This is a genomic window from Bacillus sp. FJAT-42376 (assembly GCF_003816055.1).
Taxonomy (GTDB): domain Bacteria; phylum Bacillota; class Bacilli; order Bacillales; family Bacillaceae; genus Metabacillus_B.
Genome location: NZ_CP033906.1, coordinates 656,869 through 672,564, shown reverse-complemented (window position 1 = coordinate 672,564; position 15,696 = coordinate 656,869). Strand labels below are relative to the sequence as shown.

Here is a 15,696-nt window from a genome sequence, read left to right as displayed (position 1 = left end):
ACTCATCGGCCTGCACCTCTCATATGGTTCATGTATTCTTCCTTCTGATCGCGGATCGTCCAGGTCGGCTCAGCAAACACATAGTCAAACAGATGATTCACATCCGGCGGAGGAAACGCCTCCATCTCTGCAACAGCGGCTTCAATGATTTCCTCTGCTTCCTTTTGAACCTGCTCCGCCCAAGTGTCTTCCCACATTCCTTCATTTTTCATAAAGCGCTCGAGCCGAAGCAGCGGATCGATGGTTCTTTTTTTGCTGAGGCTCTCCTCCTGATCGCGGTATTTCTTCGGATCATCTGCCGTTGTATGGGCGCCGTATCTCCACGTGACCGCCTCCAGAAGCGTCGGTCCTTCCCCGCTGCGGGCGCGTTCAAGAGCCTGCAAGGTGTAAAAATAAACGGCAAAAATATCATTTCCATCCAGTCTATAGCCGGGAATACCGTAAGCTACAGACTTTTGGGCAATGGTCTTTGAGTTCATCTGCTTTTCAATCGGGACCGAAATCGCAAAATGATTGTTTTGGTTAAAGAAAACAACAGGAGATTTAAACACGCTGGCAAAATTCAGCCCTTCGTGAAAATCGCCTTCAGACGTGGCTCCGTCCCCGAAATAAACAATCGCCGCATTGCCAGTGCCTCTCCTTTTTTCAGCAAGTGCCGCCCCGGCTGCATGCGGGAGCTGAGTCGCAATCGGAACAGCCGGCGGGAAAATCTTCTTGCCGCTTGGAACGGTGCAGCCTTCCATTCTTCCATTCCAATAAAGAAGGACATGTGGAAGGGAATGTCCGAATGTAATAGAGGCGGCATGGTCCCTGTAGGTCGGAAACAGCCAGTCCTTCTCCTTCAGCGCAGAAGCGCTCCCAACTTGAGCGGCCTCCTGTCCTTCAAACGGAGCATACGTCCCAAGCCGCCCCTGTCTCTGCAGAGAAATTGCCTTGCGGTCAAACGTACGGACAAGAATCATTTTTTGATACATTTCTTTAGTAAGAGATTCAGAGATCAGCGATCTGAATTCATGGTTTACGAGGTTTCCGTTTTCATCCACAATCTGAATTTTTTCAAATCCGGTTTCCATACCTTCCCCTCCCGCTCTATCGTTTTACATCCCACTTCGGTTTTCGGCCGGCTGTAAAGAAACTGCTGCGGTGCTTCCTTGCTTCAATCCTTTCTTCACAAAACAGGTCGGCAGCTTCCGCTGTTGAAATACTCCGGTCATCCGAATGCCTGTATACTTCCAAAAGGGACGTATAAATGGCTTTGGTCTTTGTCAGCACCCGCTGCTTATTCGGTTCATACAGCTCATCTGCAACTTGAATGAGTCCCCCTGCATTGACGATGTAATCGGGAGCATAGAGAATGCCTCTTCTCCACAGATCCTCTCCGTGAAATTCCTGTTCCAGCTGATTATTAGCCGAACCCGCAACAGCCTTCACCTTTAGTTTTCCAATCGTCTCATCATTGATGATTCCGCCAAGGGCGCATGGAACAAAGACATCCGCCTCACAGGAATAGATATCTTCCCCCCTCACCGCTTTGACAGAACCGGGAAGATCCGAGGCCTTTTGAATCAATCCCTCTACTGCCTGATCATTGATATCCGTCACAAACAGATCCGCCCCCTCTTCCAGCAGACGCTCCGCCACCTTGAAACCGACTTTCCCAAGCCCCTGAACCGCATACGTTCTGCCTTGAAGCGCATCATTTCCCCACACCGCTTTATTGGTCGCTTTAATTCCATAGATGACTCCAAGCGCTGTCGGAATCGATGAATCCCCGCTTCCTCCGTATTCTTCCGGAATACCGACAATGCAGTGTGTTTCTTTCGCGGCATGGACAAAATCCTCCGGAGTCGTTCCCATATCGGTTCCTGTATAAAAGCGACCCTTAAGCGACTCGACAAACTGTCCGAATGCCCTGAACATTTCCGGAGATTTATCGGTAAGCGGATTACCGATGATCACCGATTTCCCGCCGCCGAAATCCACATCGGCCGCAGCGCATTTATACGTCATGCCTTTGGAGAGCCTCAGGACATCGTTCACGGCATCCTCCACGGTTGCATACGGACGCATTCTGCAGCCTCCAAGCGCGGGTCCAAGTGTTGTATTATGTATCGCGATGATCGCTTTAAGTCCTGTATGAGGATCGTTGCAGAAGACAACCTGCTCGTGGCCGCTGATTTTCGTGAACACATCCATTCCCGCTGTCCCTCGTTCCCCCAATAAAGTAAACGCTTTCATTTTGTCTCTCCTTTAACCGCCTGCTCAATTTTTGACTGAATTTCGGTCTTTGGGAGGATGATTTGGATGACTTCTCCCTTTCCGATCAGCCTTGCTTCTGTAAAGGCTTCTACTTCCGTATACACAAGATTCTTCTCTTTTTTAACAAGTGTTGCAACTACCCGGATGACCGCCCCTTCACCTGCAGGGCCTATATGCTTAACCTGAACGGAAGCCCCCATCCCCTCTTCGCCTTCCTCCAAAAAAGGAAGAATGATCTTCCTCGAGGCCCATTCCATACTGTGCACCATCGAGACAGTTGAATAGACAGGATGAACAACCTTCCCTTCAAATTGGGCAAATAAATCCGGTGTCACGGTCACATCACAGGAAGCCTGGCAGCCAATCTCCATCCCCTTTTTCATAAAACCCCGCCCTTACCTGCTGGATTCGACACAATCTTACATTTATTTCTAATAACGTTTATTTAACGCAATCTTATCATTTCGTTATATATATTTCAAGGATAAAAAAAGGAAGTCCCATCAGTTACGTTGGCAAGACCTTCACGCAATGAATATCTCCAGCATTATCCTCTAAATTTTCGATCTCTGCCTTTAGAGCTTCGATAAAAGGTTCCGGCTGGTCCATGTAAACCCAGGCTTTCGCAACCGGTTTTTGTTGGCCAAAATATCCTCTGGAAAGGACTGGCTCTTTAAAAACAATTTCATATTTCAGCTCATCTGTTACTCCAAAAATCTTTGTCAGTACCCGTGGAAGGACCGATGCATGAAATACATTCTTTTCATGAACCATCCCGCCGTTTTTATGATACTTTATTTTCGCTGGCTGAATGGTTTCTACATCCTTCAGATGAAACGATAACGACCTTCTTGCTCCAATTACCATGCGGACCTTATTATGAACAATCTGTATGGGGGAGTTTCTGACAAGGTTGTAATCTCCCAGCATATACAAAATGCTATAAACATGGAGTGCCAGGAGAATATCTGCTTTAATAGGCTCTTCTTCTTTTAAATAGATATGGAACACAATAGCCTCAATTACTTGCTCATGGAGAAGCGCGATGAATAAGCCTGTGTAAAGAGAACCTTTATGATAGAAAAAGGACCGGGCACTGCTTTCAGTATCCTTCCTCCCTCTTTTCCATCTGAAAAAGGCATAAAAGAGGACAAGCCATTCCTTTTTTAATAGGGCTAAAAAAGGATTCCCCTCAATATTTCCCCGTTTATATTGCACAAAAAGAAATACACCAGCCGCTTCAGCGATCGCCGTTAAAATAACAATTGAAATACTCAGCTGTGTATCCATCAACATCCCCCTCTACTTGATTTTTTTGATTTGAGTCCAATAAATGAGGTACTGAATGACCAACATAAGCCTTTCCCTTCCGTGTCGCTATAATCTTCTTGTCTTCGTTCCATTGGGAACTAAAGCTAAAAAAGGAAGAGGTCCCCCCCTTCCTATCAGGCATTCAGCAGAGCACGGTCGTTCGCCATCTGCTCGCCCCGTATTCGCTGGAACTCGCTCATTAGCTTTTCAATGGTGAGATCCTTTTTCTTTTCCTCGTCTACCGATAAAATGATTTGTCCTTTGTCCATCATAATCAGCCGGTTGCCAAGATCGAGTGCCTGCTGCATATTATGGGTCACCATCATCGTGGTGAGCCGGTATTTGCTGACGATTTCCCTCGTTAATTTCGTAATCAGCTCGGCTCTTGAAGGATCGAGTGCCGCTGTATGTTCATCCAGCAGAAGAATCGCCGGCTCTGTAAAGGTTGCCATCAGAAGGGAGAGTGCCTGCCTCTCCCCGCCCGAAAGCATCCCTACTTTTGCATTCATCCGGTTTTCAAGTCCAAGATGAAGGGATTCCAGTGATTCTTTAAAAAAATCCCGTCTTCCTTTTGTGACCGCTTTTTTAAACCCCCGCTTTTTGTTTCTCGAATAGGCCATCGCCAGATTTTCTTCTATCGACATCGAAGGAGCGGTTCCTGCCATCGGATCCTGAAATACCCGGCCGATCAGATTGGAGCGCTTGTATTCCGGGAGGAGTGTCACATCTTTCCCCTCAATTTCTACGATTCCGACATCCGGCGGAATTACGCCTGAAATGACATTCATCATCGTCGACTTTCCAGCCCCGTTGCTTCCGATAATCGTTACAAAATCCCCTTTTTCGAGAGAAAGGTGAATCGAATCAAGGGCAATTTTTTCATCGGGCGTCCCTTCATTGAAAATTTTATTAATCTGCTTTAGATGCAGCAATGGCCTCCCCCTTTCCGCTGACACCGTTCAGCTCCTGCATGCGTTCTTTGTATCTCCGCGCCTTCCGCAGCTTTTGCCTGCGCCGTTCCAGCAGCTTGGGCAGCACAAGGGCGAAGATAACAATGACCGCTGTAATGAGCTTCAAGTCACCCGTATCCAGTCCTTTCACTTGAAGAGAAAGGGTAATGACAATCCGGTAAATGACCGCTCCTCCAATAACGGCAAGCGTTGTTCTCGCAATGGTTTTCGTCCCAAAAATCGCCTCTCCGATAATCACCGATGCAAGTCCGATAATGATCATTCCAATCCCCATTCCAATGTCCGAGAACTTCGCATATTGGGCAACGAGGGCACCGGAAAGGGCAACAAGCGCATTGGACAGTCCCAGCCCCAGGATGATCAGATAATCCGTATTGGCTGAGAAGCTGCGGATCATCCGCTGATTATCACCCGTTGCCCTAATGGCCAGACCGGTTTCTGTTTTAAGGAAAAAGTCTGTCAGGAATTTAATGAGCATCGTGATCACCATCATAAACAGCAGAATCCCCCAGGTCGATGGGAGACTATCCCCAAGCCCGATCGCCGATAGCAGACTGTTCAGCGGAGCGTCCAAGCCGATATTTTTTGTAAAATCAGAGATGGATGTAAAAAGCGTTTCCGAGTTTAAAAGAGGGATGTTCGGGACTCCGATGGACGTTTCAGAAGTCGTCCCCATAATCCTCAGGTTGATTGAATACAAAGCAATCATCATCAAAATCCCTGATAGGAGCGGGTTAATTTTCCCCTTCGTATGAAGAACCCCTGTGATGCACCCCGCGGCGAATCCTGCAGCAAGGGAGGCAGCCGTTGCTGCAACCGGGTTAAAGCCAAGAACAATCATCGCGGCCGCAACAGCAGCTCCTGTGACAAAGCTTCCGTCTACGGTCAGATCCGGAAAATCGAGAACCCTGAAGGAAAGATAGACGCCAAGCGCCATAATCGCATAAATAACGCCCAGTTCCACTGAGCCGAATAATGCAGAAAACATGGTGAATCGCCCCTAACTTTTATTCAGTATACTCCGCGTTTTTATCCCACTCCGGTTTGATTTTAACGCCCATCGCTTCCGCGGCTTTTTTATTAATCATGAGCTTCAGGTTTTTAGGAACTTCGACCGCGATTTCCCCCGCTTTCTTCCCTTTCAGAATGTCCGCCGCCATTTCGCCAGCCTGGTAGCCGATATCATGGTACTGAAAGCCGTACGCTGCAAAAGCTCCGCGTTTCAGCGAGTCCAAATCAGCTGTCAAAAGAGGAATCTTTTTATCATTGGAAACAGATACGACCGATTCAATGGCGGAGATGACCGTGTTATCCGTCACAATATAAAAGGCATCTATTTTGCCTGCCAATGCTTCGGCCGCCTGCTTGACGTCTGCAGTCGTTGAGACGGACGCCGTTACCGCTTCAAGTCCCATCTCCCCCATCAGCTTTTTGACCGCTTCCACCTGGGAAACAGAGTTTTGCTCGCCCGCATTGTAAAGCATGCCGACCTTCTTCCCGCCAAGCTCGTCCTTAATGAATTTCATCGTGCTGGGAATGGCTTCCGGATGGGAATCAATCGTACCCGTTACATTGCCGCCCGGCTTTTCCAGAGAAGCGACAAGCTCCGCTCCGACCGGATCTGTGACAGAACTGAACACAATGGGAATATCCTTCGTTGCACTTAGAGCCGCCTGGGCACTTGGGGTGGAATTCGCAAAGATGAGGTCTGGCTTCTGGCTCACCAGTGTTGCCGCAATCGTGGTATTTGTACTTGCATCGCCCTGCGCGTTCTTGACGTCAAATTCCGCTTTAATTCCTTTATCCTTCAGTGCCTCTTTGAAGCCTTTATAGGCATCATCCAGGGATGGATGCTCAACGATTTGAGTCACGCCGATTTTGTACGTTTTTCCTGAATCGCCTCCGCTGCCGCTTTCTCCTCCGGACGCCCCCTCTTTATTTCCGCATCCACTCAGCATCAGACCCGCAGCTACCGCCATGCTTACCCAAACTCCTGTTTTCTTCCCCATTCAGATCCCCCTTTAAAAATCTCTTATGTGCCGAAAATATGAAGCTCGTTATTTTACCGTAATGGTATCATCAGGAAATTAGTCCGTCAATTTGTTTTTTGAATATTTAAAATTATCAATCTAAACTTTGGCCACTCCGGCTGTACCTCGCCATTCCGGCAATCGTTTTCTCCATGTCCGCTTTCATCTCTCCGATCAAATCCTTTACGGAAGGTATCTCTCTGATCAGCCCTGCGATTTGGCCGCTGTTCCAAAAACCCGTTTCCTCGTTTCCGTGGACAGCCCCGGAAATGTGAAAGTCTTCATTCGTCCGCTCATTGTACTCCTCAAGCGTCATGCCTTCCCGCTCCAGGTCTGCAATAAAGCCCGAATACGGATTTCTTAGCACTCTTCTGACACGGCCGACAGAACGCCCGATGATCATCGTTCCGGCATCGTCTGACTCAAGGAGGCGCTGTTTATAAAGAGACGAAAACGGGGCTTCCTTCGTCGCAATGAACCGGGTTCCCATCTGAACCCCTTCCGCTCCAAGCGCAAGCATCGCCGCAAGTCCCCTTCCATCTGCAATTCCGCCAGCCGCCGCTATAGGAATGCTTACTGCATCCGCGAGCTGCGGAATCAGTGTAAGCGTCGTCGTTTCCAGCGGAGAATTCAGACCTGCCGCTTCATACCCTTCTCCAACGACTGCATCGGCTCCGCCTGCTTCCGCCTTTAGCGCCTGCTTCACAGAAGCCGTCACCGCAAGGATTTTTATCCCCCGCTCTTTAAAAAACGGGATATAGGGAGCAGGGTTCCCTGCGGAAAGAGAGACCGCATGAACATCGTGCTTTACAATTAGTTCGGCAATGCCCTTTGCATGAGCGGAAACAGATAACGCAATATTCACGGCAAAGGGACGGTTCGTCCGCTCCTTCGTCTCCAGAATGATCCGTTCCACTTCTTCCGGTGTCCGGGTACCCGCCCCAATCGTACCGAGCGCTCCCGCTTCCGAAATCGCCGCCGTCAGCTGCGCATTGCTAATATTCCCCATTCCGCCCTGGATGATGGGGACGTCAATATCCAGGATCTCGCATAATCTGTTCATTGGCTGGTTCTCCTTTGTTTTTTGGTAACGCTTACATTTTTATGAGGCAGGGAAGGCGGGGGCTGGTGTTTGGTTGTGTTGTGCCGGAGGGGGATTGGTGCCTGGTGCCTGACCCGCGACCTATTAGAGTGTTAAAGCTCCGGCACTCGCTCTCTGATTCCTTGCGGCACAAGGCTTTAAAGAGGGTCCCCTCTGTCCCCCGCTGCGGTGAAGAATGTGGGGACTGGCACCGTGCCTGACCCGCTGTCTATTAGCAAAATAAAGCTCCGGCACCTGCTCTCCTATCCCTTGCAGCGCAAGGCTTCAAAGAGGGCTCCCTCTGTCCCCCGCTGCGGTGAAGGATGTGGGGACTGGCACCCGCCAGCGCAAGCGACGGAAAACTGGGAACTGAGAACCGGCACCCGCCACCACATACACCGGAAGGCTGGCAGAGTGCACCGTCGCATATTTTTGCACTGACCCCCGCCCCGCTAAAGCACGAAACCTCCGTCCCCCCTGCTGTTCAAGTGAGTTTGGATAAGGGGTTGCACGCTCCTTGCTTGTTCCCCCGGCACGGTACTGTACTGGGGGTCAGTGCAATGCACTGACCCCCGCTCCGCTAAAGCACGAAACCTCCGTCCCCCCTGCTGTTCAAGTGAGCTCGGATAAGGGGTCGCTCGCTCCTTGCTTGTTCCCCCGGCGCGGTACTGTGCTGAGGGTCAGTGCAAGCAGAGAGAGAGAGAAAAATTCACCGTCCTACTAAAATCACCGAATCCCTACTTCTCCTCTACCAGCAAAGGATGCTGAAAGATATCGTATTCGGAGTCTTTGTTGGTCAGCTCGTTGCCTTCTTGGAATACCTCTTCAAAGAAGCGGCTTGCCGGTTCGGCGAGTTCGCGGTAGTAGCTGCTGAACAGGGAGGCGGCGTGGCTGCCGAGCCATTTTTCGGGGAGCAGTTCTTCTGGCAGTCCCGGGTCGCTGAACAGGAATTTGCGGTATTCGTGGACGAGTTTTGTGCGTTCGACGAAGCATTCGGCGTCGGTCATTTCGCCTTTTTGAATTTTGTTTTTATCGATGATGTATTTCTGGCTGTATTCGGCGATGAAGGCTTCGTAGCGGTTGTTGATTTCGTTTAAGTCCCAGCATTCTTCGACGAGCTTTTTGTTTTCATGAGGCCCGTCGTATTGGGATACGAAAAAGTGAACGTATGGACGGATTTCATATTTATCCATGAGGGCATAGACTTCTTTTGTGAGCTCGTTCGGCGATACCCAGCAGCTGTTGGCCATGGTTCCGAATCCGCTCCAGACGAGTTCTTTGCGCAATTCGTCACGGATGGCCCGCTTTTCTTCGGGAATGGAATAGATGAAAAGCCGCCATTTGCCGTCCCACTGGTCCGGACTGAGCTTAAAGATTCGTTTGGCCGCTTCTTCCATCCGGATGGAACCCCGTTCGGTTAAATAATAATAACTTTTGTTGCCGTTTTTTTTGGATGTGACCCAGCCCTGTTTGTTCATTCTGGATATGGCGGCGCGGACGGATTGCTCGTTGTGGCCGAATTCCTTCAGAAGGCGGATCAGGCTGCCGATCCAGATTTCATTGCCATAATGGCGGATGTAATCTCCGTATAGGGTGAAAATCATGGATCTCGTGTTGATCGTGCTATTCATTGCGTTCACTACTCTCTATCAAAAGTTAAGCGCTCTATTATCCTCCATTTGACAATGAAAGGTTCCCCTCTGTCAATACATTTCCACTACTTCCCCATAAACTGAGGGGTTCGTTTTTCGGAAAAGGCGAGAAGCGCTTCTCTTCTATCGTACGTCGGTATCGTCTGCTCATAGGCTTCCGCTTCAATGGTCAGTCCGCTCTCGAGATCCGTATCCATCCCATTGCGGATGGCGTATTTTGCCTGCTCCACCGCCACGGGGCCGTTTCTCAGGATTTCATTGGCAAGTTGCTCGCACTCCTTCATTAATAAAGGTCCCGGGACGGCCTTTGTTACAATACCGTACTGATAAGCCTGTTCAGCATTTATTTTTCGTGCGGTCAGAATCAGTTCCTTTGCCCGGGCTTCGCCAATCAAACGCGGCAGGCGCTGGGTTCCGCCTGCTCCGGGAATGATCGCCCAGCTTGTTTCCGTCAGGCCCATTTTGGCATGATCGGCTGCAAGACGGAAATCGCAGGCGAGCATCAGCTCGAAGCCTCCGCCAAATGCATAGCCGTTAACGGCCGCAATGGTCACCTGGGGAAGCTTGGAGATTTCATGAAAAACGGTTCTGATTTTGGATACATTGCGGCGAACATCCTCCTCGCCAAGAGTGCGTCTTTCCTTTAGGTCAGCGCCGGAGCTGAAGGATTTATCGCCGGCCCCGGTAAACATGATGACCCTGATTTCCCGGTCATAGCGGAGTCTTTCAGCCAGTTCACCAAGCTCTGACAGCATCTCATAGTTAAAGCAGTTTAGTGATTCGGGACGATTCAGGGTGACATAAGCCAGCCCGTCTTTCTTTTCTAAAATCAGGTTCTTCACTGGAATCCTCCTATTCGATGTTTTCAATAATGGTCGCTATTCCCTGACCTACGCCGACACACATGGCGGCGAGTCCGAACGGAACTTGCTGCCTTTTCATTTCGTGTAAAAGAGTTGTTAATATACGGGCTCCGCTTGCTCCGAGGGGATGGCCGAACGCAATGGCGCCGCCATTCACATTCACCTTCCGCCGGTCTAGTCCAAGCTCGTTTATGCACGCGAGCGCTTGGGACGCGAAGGCTTCGTTCAGTTCAGTGAGTCCGATATCGGCGATGGTCAGCCCTGACCGGGAAAGCGCCTTTTTCACAGCATGCACCGGCCCCATTCCCATGATGGACGGTTCGAGTCCGGCAACTGCGGACACTTTATATTTCGCGAGCGGCTTCAAACCAAGCTCTTTCGCTTTTTCCAGGCTCATCATCAGCAGCGCAGCCGCCCCGTCGTTTACTCCGGATGCATTTCCCGCTGTTACGGTTCCTTCGGGAAAAAGCGGCTTCAGGGATGCGAGTTTTTCAAGAACGGTTTCAGGACGGGGATGTTCATCCTGATTCACCGTATGTTCCTTCCCTTTCCGATCGCGGAACACAACCGGAACGATTTCCTGATGGAACCGTCCGCTTTCCATCGCTTTTGCCGCTTTCATTTGACTTTCATAGGCGAACTGGTCCTGTTCTTCTCTTGTAATGCCGAACTGCCGAGCTACGTTTTCGGCCGTTTCAGGCATAGAATCTGTTCCGTATTTCTCCTCCAGCGCTCTGTTAATAAAACGCCAGCCGATGGTCGTATCGAGCAGTTCCATATTCCCGCGCGGATAATCGGCTTCGGGTTTTCCCATGACATAGGGCGCCCGAGTCATGCTTTCGGTTCCGCCGGCAATGAAGATATCGCCTTCCCCGGCCATAATGGCGCGAGCGGCATAGTTGACGGCATCAAGTCCCGATCCGCACAGACGGTTGATGGTTGTTCCGGCCGTTTCAACAGGAAGACCGGCAAGAAGCGCGGACATGCGGGCAACATTCCGGTTATCCTCTCCCGCCTGATTTGCGCATCCGAAAACGACTTCTTCGATGCCTTCAATGCCTTTGTTCCGATCGAGCAGCCCTTTAATTACAATTGCACCCAAATCATCCGGCCGGACGGTTTTTAATGCCCCCTTGTACCGGCCGATCGGTGTCCGGACGGCATCCACTATGACCGCTTCATGCACTGTAAGCCCCTCCTTTACTTTTCTGGATAATCATAAACGCCTTTCCCTGATTTGCGCCCGAGCCTTCCCGCTTTTACGTATTGGACAAGAAGAGGAGCCGGCCTGTATTTTTCCCCCAGCGTTTCATGGAGGTAGTTTAGGTTATTGAGCCTTGTATCCAGCCCAACGAGGTCTCCAAGCTCAAACGGCCCCATCGGGTAGTTCAGCCCGAGGCGGATGGCTTTATCGATTTCTTTTGCTGAACCGACGCCTTCCTGAAGCATGTAAAATGCTTCGTTCCCGACGAGGGCACTGATTCTGCTCGTTACGAATCCGGGAAATTCGTTAATCACAACCGTTTCCTTCTTCATTTTTCTCGCCGCTTCCTTAATCGCTTCCGCTGTTTCATCACTTGTTTCAAGTCCACGGATGATTTCGATGAGCGGCATTTTATGTACAGGGTTGAAAAAGTGCATCGCGATGACGTTTTGCGGCCTTTTTGTAAAGGAGCCGATTTCAGTCGGACTCATCGTCGACGTATTCGTTGCAAAAAAGCAGTGCTCTGGTGCATGGGCATCCAGGATTTCAAAGACGGCCTGCTTGATTTCTTTTTTCTCCGGAACCGCTTCAATAATCAGGTCCGCACGCTTAGCCCCGTCTTCAAGGCTTGCTGTGTATTGGAGACGGTCTTTTGCCGATGCTGCCTGTTCCTCCGTCATGATATTCCGGCTGACAGCCTTTTGAAAAATGAGATTGATTTCTTTTTCTGCGCTCTCAAGCGCTTCTTTTTTTACATCCGCAAGCACGACGCGGAATCCTCCGGCTGCCGCAACATAGGCGATGCCTCTTCCCATGACTCCGGATCCGGCAACCATTATCTGTTCAATCACACCGTTTCCCCCTTTGATCGAAAAAATGCGAGCGGTCCCCGGTTAGGGAGAAACGCTCGCTATAGGATGGATTTTTATACGTTAAAAAAATTCAGCGGACGGGTGCCGAAATAGGAAAGCACACTTTTCGTTTCTGTGTAGAGATCAAGTGTTTCGACACAAAGCTCGCGTCCGAACCCGGACTGCTTGTAGCCGCCGAACGGTGTGCCCGGGAAAGCGGAAATCGGGCTGTTTACCATCACGATGCCGGCTTTGATTTCGTTTGCCACGCGAGTAGCGCGCGCCTGGTTTGTCGTCCAAATGGCAGAGCCTAATCCGTAGATCGTATCATTGGCAAGCGCGAGTGCTTCTTTTTCGCCATTAAATTTCATCACCACGACAACCGGTCCGAAGATTTCCTCCTGAACGGATTTCATGTCATGGTTCACGTTCGTGATGATGGTCGGCTCATACCAGTATCCCTCTTCAAACCCTTCTACTGCCGCTGCTTTTCCTCCGGTCACAATGGTCGCTCCGTCCGCGATTGCCGACTGAACGTAGCCATCAATGGTTTCAAGCTGATCCTTGCTGATGATGGCACCGATATGCGTTCCTTCATTAAATGGATTGCCGAGCTTCAGCTTTTTCGCCTTTTCAGTAAACTTCTCCATGAACTCGTCATAGATGCTTTCTTCTACATAAAGGCGGGATCTCGCTTCACAGGACTGGCCCGTGTTGTAAAAAATTCCGTAAAGGGAACCCGCAACCGCCGCCTCGATATCCGCGTCTTCAAAAACGATGTTCGGGGATTTTCCGCCAAGCTCCAGCGTAACCCGTTTCAGCGTCTGGCTTGCTTTCGCCATAATATCCTTTCCGATTGGTGTTGAACCGGTAAAGGCCACTTTATCCACTTCCGGATGTTCAACGAGGTAATTTCCGACAGTGGAGCCTGCGCCCGGAATCACGTTGACAACTCCTGCAGGAAGTCCCGCTTCATGGCAGATCTCTGTAAGGACGATCGCCGTAAGCGGCGTCAGGCTTGCCGGTTTCAGGACGACACAGCATCCTGCGGCGATGGCCGGGGCAACCTTCCAGGCCGCCATCATCAGCGGATAGTTCCATGGAATAATCTGCGCGCAGACGCCGACCGGCTCCTTTTGCGTATAGTTGAAAAATTGACCCGGAACGTTGTTGACATCTCCGCGGTGGCCGACAATCGCGCCTGCGTAAAATTCGAAATCCTCAATCGCCTGCATAACCTGGCCCTGGGCTGCGGAAAGGGCTTTTCCCGTATCCAGAATTTCAAGCTCCACCAGTTCATTGAAGCGCAATCTCATAATCGAAGCAATTTTGTTCAGGACGCGGGAGCGTTTGCCGATCGGTGTCCGTTTCCATTTGCCGGCATCAAATGCGGCCCTGGCTGCTTTCACCGCGCGGTCTGCGTCTTCAATGGAAGCTTTCGCCACAACCGCTACGGCATCACCGGTTGCCGGGTTGTATGTAGTAAAGGTTTCTCCGGATTTGCTGTCCACCCTTTCTCCGTTAATCAATAGCTGATACGTTTCGCGAATCGTTGGAGATGTTTCGAACTTTTTGTCTTTCACTGTACTCATGTTCATCACTCCTGATTTTTATTTTCCGGAAAACTGCGGTTTTCTTTTTTCCAAAAAGGCTGCGGTCCCTTCACGGTGGTCGGCTGACAGACCGGCGATCCGCTGATACTGCGCCTCTTTTTCAAGCATGTCATCCAGGCTTGAAGTAAAGCTTTCGCGGACCGCCCGTTTAATCAAGCCAATCGCTGATGTCGGCATAGCCGCAAGCCTCTCCGCAAATGCGGTCACTTCCTGCTCCAGCAGTTCAGCCTCTGTGACACGGTACACAAGCCCAAGCTCCTTCGCCTGCTGTGCGGTCACTTTTTCGCCAAGGATCGCAAGCTCCAGCGCTTTAGCCGTGCCTACAATTCTCGGGAGGTAGTAGTGATTCCCGGAATCCGGGACAAGTCCGACGTGGATAAAGGACTGAATAAAACTCGCTTTCTCTGAAGCAATCCGAAAATCACAGCCAAGCGCCAAACTGAATCCGGCGCCGGCGGCCACTCCATTAACCGCTGCAATGACCGGTTTTTCAAAAACAGCCAGTGCCCGGACCATCGGGTTGTAGCGGTTCCTTAGAATATCTCCATGATTCGTTTCCTCACCGATGCTTCCTAAATCCTCACCCGAGCAAAATGCCCTTCCTTCCCCCGTGATCACCACACAGCGGATGGCTTCATCCGAGGCTGCTCCCTTTAGTGCCTGAATGATTTCTTTATTCATCTGCCCGGTAAAAGCATTAAGTTTATCGGGCCGGTTCAGCGTAAGCCAGGCCACACCGTTTTTCGGCTCGAACTTGATCGTTCCGTACATACAGACCCCCTACTTCCCCTTAAATGAAGGACGCCGCTTTTCCTGAAATGCAAGCATGCCTTCTTTCTGGTCTTCCGATGAAAACAGCAGGCTGAAGTTCTTCCGCTCAAATTGCATCCCTTCATAAACGGAATAATCCAGCGCCTTGTATACGGCCTCTTTGCTTAACCGGATGGAAAGAGGCGCTTTTTCTGCCAGGCGTGCTGCAAATTTCATCGTTTCTTCTATTAAAAGCTCCGGTGCGAACAGGCGGTTGACGACTCCAAAGCGTTCGGCTTCCTGTGCGGTCATCATTTCCCCTGTCCAAATATACTCGAGTGCCTTTGTCTTCCCCATCAGCTTTGTCAGCCGCTGGGTTCCGCCGGCTCCCGGCATGACGCCGAGATTCACTTCCGGAAAACCGAATTTTGCGGTGTCCGCAGCAAACAGCAGGTCGCAGGCAAGCGCCAGTTCAAACCCTCCGCCTAAAGCAAAGCCATGAACCGCCCCAATGATCGGCTTCTTGATGACGGTCATCCGGTCCCAATCCACAAACTGATTGAGCAGCTCCATCCGGACCGGGTCTTCATTCGCCATTTCATCAATATCGGCTCCCGCAGCGAACGCTCTGCCGCTGCCCGTCAGAACGGTCACCCGGACATCGTCCCGCCGGTCGTATTCTTCCAGTGTTTCGGCAATTTCACGGATCATTTGCCGGTTCAGGGCATTCAGAACCTTAGGCCGGTTCAGTGTAATCAGACCGATGTTTCCGTGTACCGCCGTTTCAAGCAGGTTATCCATTATGCTCTTCACCGAAGAAGAAGGTAACAAGGTTCCCGGCAAATTTCATAACGTCCTTTCCTGAAGCCTTGGATTCATCTGTTTTAGATGCTTCCTTGAAGGCCTGCTTGCTTTCATAAAACATTTCGCACATTAAGTAGTACTCGCTTTCCCCCATTGGAGAACCGGTGATTTTCGTGATTTTCACGTCCTGAAGGCCGGGGATTTTCTGTGTCAGCGGAATGTGAGTGTTGAAATAGTACTCATCAAAGCTTTGGGGATCCTCTGGTTTTTTAAATAGGGCGACCATTTTGAACATGTTCATCTTCTC

At 50.4% G+C, this 15,696-nt stretch carries 16 protein-coding genes; all 16 read right to left on the bottom strand.

All coding sequences use genetic code 11. The annotated features are described in order from the left end of the window. Positions 1-2: 2 nt before the first annotated feature. The gene (pdhA, locus tag CEF21_RS03470; RefSeq protein WP_123913392.1) at positions 3-1,073 is read right to left on the bottom strand and encodes a pyruvate dehydrogenase (acetyl-transferring) E1 component subunit alpha; all 1,071 of its coding nucleotides are present in this window, start codon (positions 1,071-1,073) and stop codon (positions 3-5) included. 16 nt (positions 1,074-1,089) lie between these two features. Continuing rightward, positions 1,090-2,196, bottom strand: a complete 1,107-nt coding sequence (locus CEF21_RS03465; protein ID WP_123919945.1) for a Leu/Phe/Val dehydrogenase — start codon at positions 2,194-2,196, stop codon at positions 1,090-1,092. A gap of 38 nt (positions 2,197-2,234) precedes the next feature. After that, positions 2,235-2,642: a thioesterase family protein gene (locus CEF21_RS03460; RefSeq protein ID WP_123913391.1), complete on the bottom strand. Its 408-nt coding sequence runs from the start codon at positions 2,640-2,642 to the stop codon at positions 2,235-2,237. A 124-nt stretch (positions 2,643-2,766) separates the two neighbouring features. Beyond that, positions 2,767-3,549, bottom strand: a complete 783-nt coding sequence (locus tag CEF21_RS03455; protein ID WP_123913390.1) for a hypothetical protein — start codon at positions 3,547-3,549, stop codon at positions 2,767-2,769. 155 nt (positions 3,550-3,704) lie between these two features. Continuing rightward, positions 3,705-4,502, bottom strand: coding sequence for an ABC transporter ATP-binding protein (locus CEF21_RS03450; protein ID WP_123913389.1), 798 nt, complete (start codon positions 4,500-4,502; stop codon positions 3,705-3,707). After that, the gene (locus tag CEF21_RS03445) at positions 4,480-5,529 is read right to left on the bottom strand and encodes an ABC transporter permease (protein ID WP_123913388.1); all 1,050 of its coding nucleotides are present in this window, start codon (positions 5,527-5,529) and stop codon (positions 4,480-4,482) included. The genes CEF21_RS03450 and CEF21_RS03445 overlap by 23 nt, the downstream gene beginning before the upstream one ends. 19 nt (positions 5,530-5,548) lie before the next feature. Next, a complete protein-coding gene (locus CEF21_RS03440; RefSeq protein ID WP_123913387.1) occupies positions 5,549-6,550 on the bottom strand; it encodes an ABC transporter substrate-binding protein in 1,002 nt (333 codons plus the stop codon). A gap of 115 nt (positions 6,551-6,665) precedes the next feature. Then, on the bottom strand, positions 6,666-7,634 hold the full coding sequence (locus CEF21_RS03435) for an NAD(P)H-dependent flavin oxidoreductase (RefSeq protein WP_123913386.1): 969 nt from the start codon (positions 7,632-7,634) through the stop codon (positions 6,666-6,668). A gap of 755 nt (positions 7,635-8,389) precedes the next feature. Next, complete coding sequence (gene paaX / locus CEF21_RS03430) at positions 8,390-9,271, bottom strand: phenylacetic acid degradation operon negative regulatory protein PaaX (RefSeq protein ID WP_123919943.1); 882 nt, start codon at positions 9,269-9,271, stop codon at positions 8,390-8,392. Between the two features lie 98 nt (positions 9,272-9,369). Next, entirely contained in the window at positions 9,370-10,146 is a 777-nt protein-coding gene (locus tag CEF21_RS03425) for an enoyl-CoA hydratase-related protein (protein ID WP_123913385.1), read from the bottom strand. A 10-nt stretch (positions 10,147-10,156) separates the two neighbouring features. Further along, on the bottom strand, positions 10,157-11,353 hold the full coding sequence (locus CEF21_RS03420; RefSeq protein WP_123913384.1) for a thiolase family protein: 1,197 nt from the start codon (positions 11,351-11,353) through the stop codon (positions 10,157-10,159). Between the two features lie 14 nt (positions 11,354-11,367). Beyond that, complete coding sequence (locus tag CEF21_RS03415) at positions 11,368-12,222, bottom strand: 3-hydroxyacyl-CoA dehydrogenase (protein ID WP_123913383.1); 855 nt, start codon at positions 12,220-12,222, stop codon at positions 11,368-11,370. A gap of 74 nt (positions 12,223-12,296) precedes the next feature. Further along, the gene (locus tag CEF21_RS03410; protein WP_123913382.1) at positions 12,297-13,814 is read right to left on the bottom strand and encodes an aldehyde dehydrogenase family protein; all 1,518 of its coding nucleotides are present in this window, start codon (positions 13,812-13,814) and stop codon (positions 12,297-12,299) included. Between the two features lie 18 nt (positions 13,815-13,832). Beyond that, positions 13,833-14,606: an enoyl-CoA hydratase-related protein gene (locus CEF21_RS03405; RefSeq protein ID WP_123913381.1), complete on the bottom strand. Its 774-nt coding sequence runs from the start codon at positions 14,604-14,606 to the stop codon at positions 13,833-13,835. A 9-nt stretch (positions 14,607-14,615) separates the two neighbouring features. After that, positions 14,616-15,386, bottom strand: a complete 771-nt coding sequence (locus CEF21_RS03400) for an enoyl-CoA hydratase-related protein (protein WP_123913380.1) — start codon at positions 15,384-15,386, stop codon at positions 14,616-14,618. Then, positions 15,379-15,684: an EthD family reductase gene (locus CEF21_RS03395; protein ID WP_123913379.1), complete on the bottom strand. Its 306-nt coding sequence runs from the start codon at positions 15,682-15,684 to the stop codon at positions 15,379-15,381. Before CEF21_RS03395 ends, CEF21_RS03400 begins: the two co-directional genes overlap by 8 nt. Positions 15,685-15,696 lie beyond the last annotated feature (12 nt).

Excerpts from the sequence above, each read along its gene's own strand:
- CEF21_RS03440 (WP_123913387.1), bottom strand. The coding sequence starts at position 6,550 with ATGGGGAAGAAAACAGGAGTTTGGGTAAGCATGGCGGTAGCTGCGGGT.
- pdhA (WP_123913392.1), bottom strand. The coding sequence starts at position 1,073 with ATGGAAACCGGATTTGAAAAAATTCAGATTGTGGATGAAAACGGAAAC.
- CEF21_RS03400 (WP_123913380.1), bottom strand. The coding sequence starts at position 15,386 with ATGGATAACCTGCTTGAAACGGCGGTACACGGAAACATCGGTCTGATT.
- CEF21_RS03435 (WP_123913386.1), bottom strand. The coding sequence starts at position 7,634 with ATGAACAGATTATGCGAGATCCTGGATATTGACGTCCCCATCATCCAG.
- CEF21_RS03410 (WP_123913382.1), bottom strand. The coding sequence starts at position 13,814 with ATGAGTACAGTGAAAGACAAAAAGTTCGAAACATCTCCAACGATTCGC.
- CEF21_RS03405 (WP_123913381.1), bottom strand. The coding sequence starts at position 14,606 with ATGTACGGAACGATCAAGTTCGAGCCGAAAAACGGTGTGGCCTGGCTT.
- CEF21_RS03445 (WP_123913388.1), bottom strand. The coding sequence starts at position 5,529 with ATGTTTTCTGCATTATTCGGCTCAGTGGAACTGGGCGTTATTTATGCG.
- CEF21_RS03460 (WP_123913391.1), bottom strand. The coding sequence starts at position 2,642 with ATGAAAAAGGGGATGGAGATTGGCTGCCAGGCTTCCTGTGATGTGACC.
- CEF21_RS03465 (WP_123919945.1), bottom strand. The coding sequence starts at position 2,196 with ATGGATGTGTTCACGAAAATCAGCGGCCACGAGCAGGTTGTCTTCTGC.
- CEF21_RS03455 (WP_123913390.1), bottom strand. The coding sequence starts at position 3,549 with ATGGATACACAGCTGAGTATTTCAATTGTTATTTTAACGGCGATCGCT.
- CEF21_RS03395 (WP_123913379.1), bottom strand. The coding sequence starts at position 15,684 with ATGTTCAAAATGGTCGCCCTATTTAAAAAACCAGAGGATCCCCAAAGC.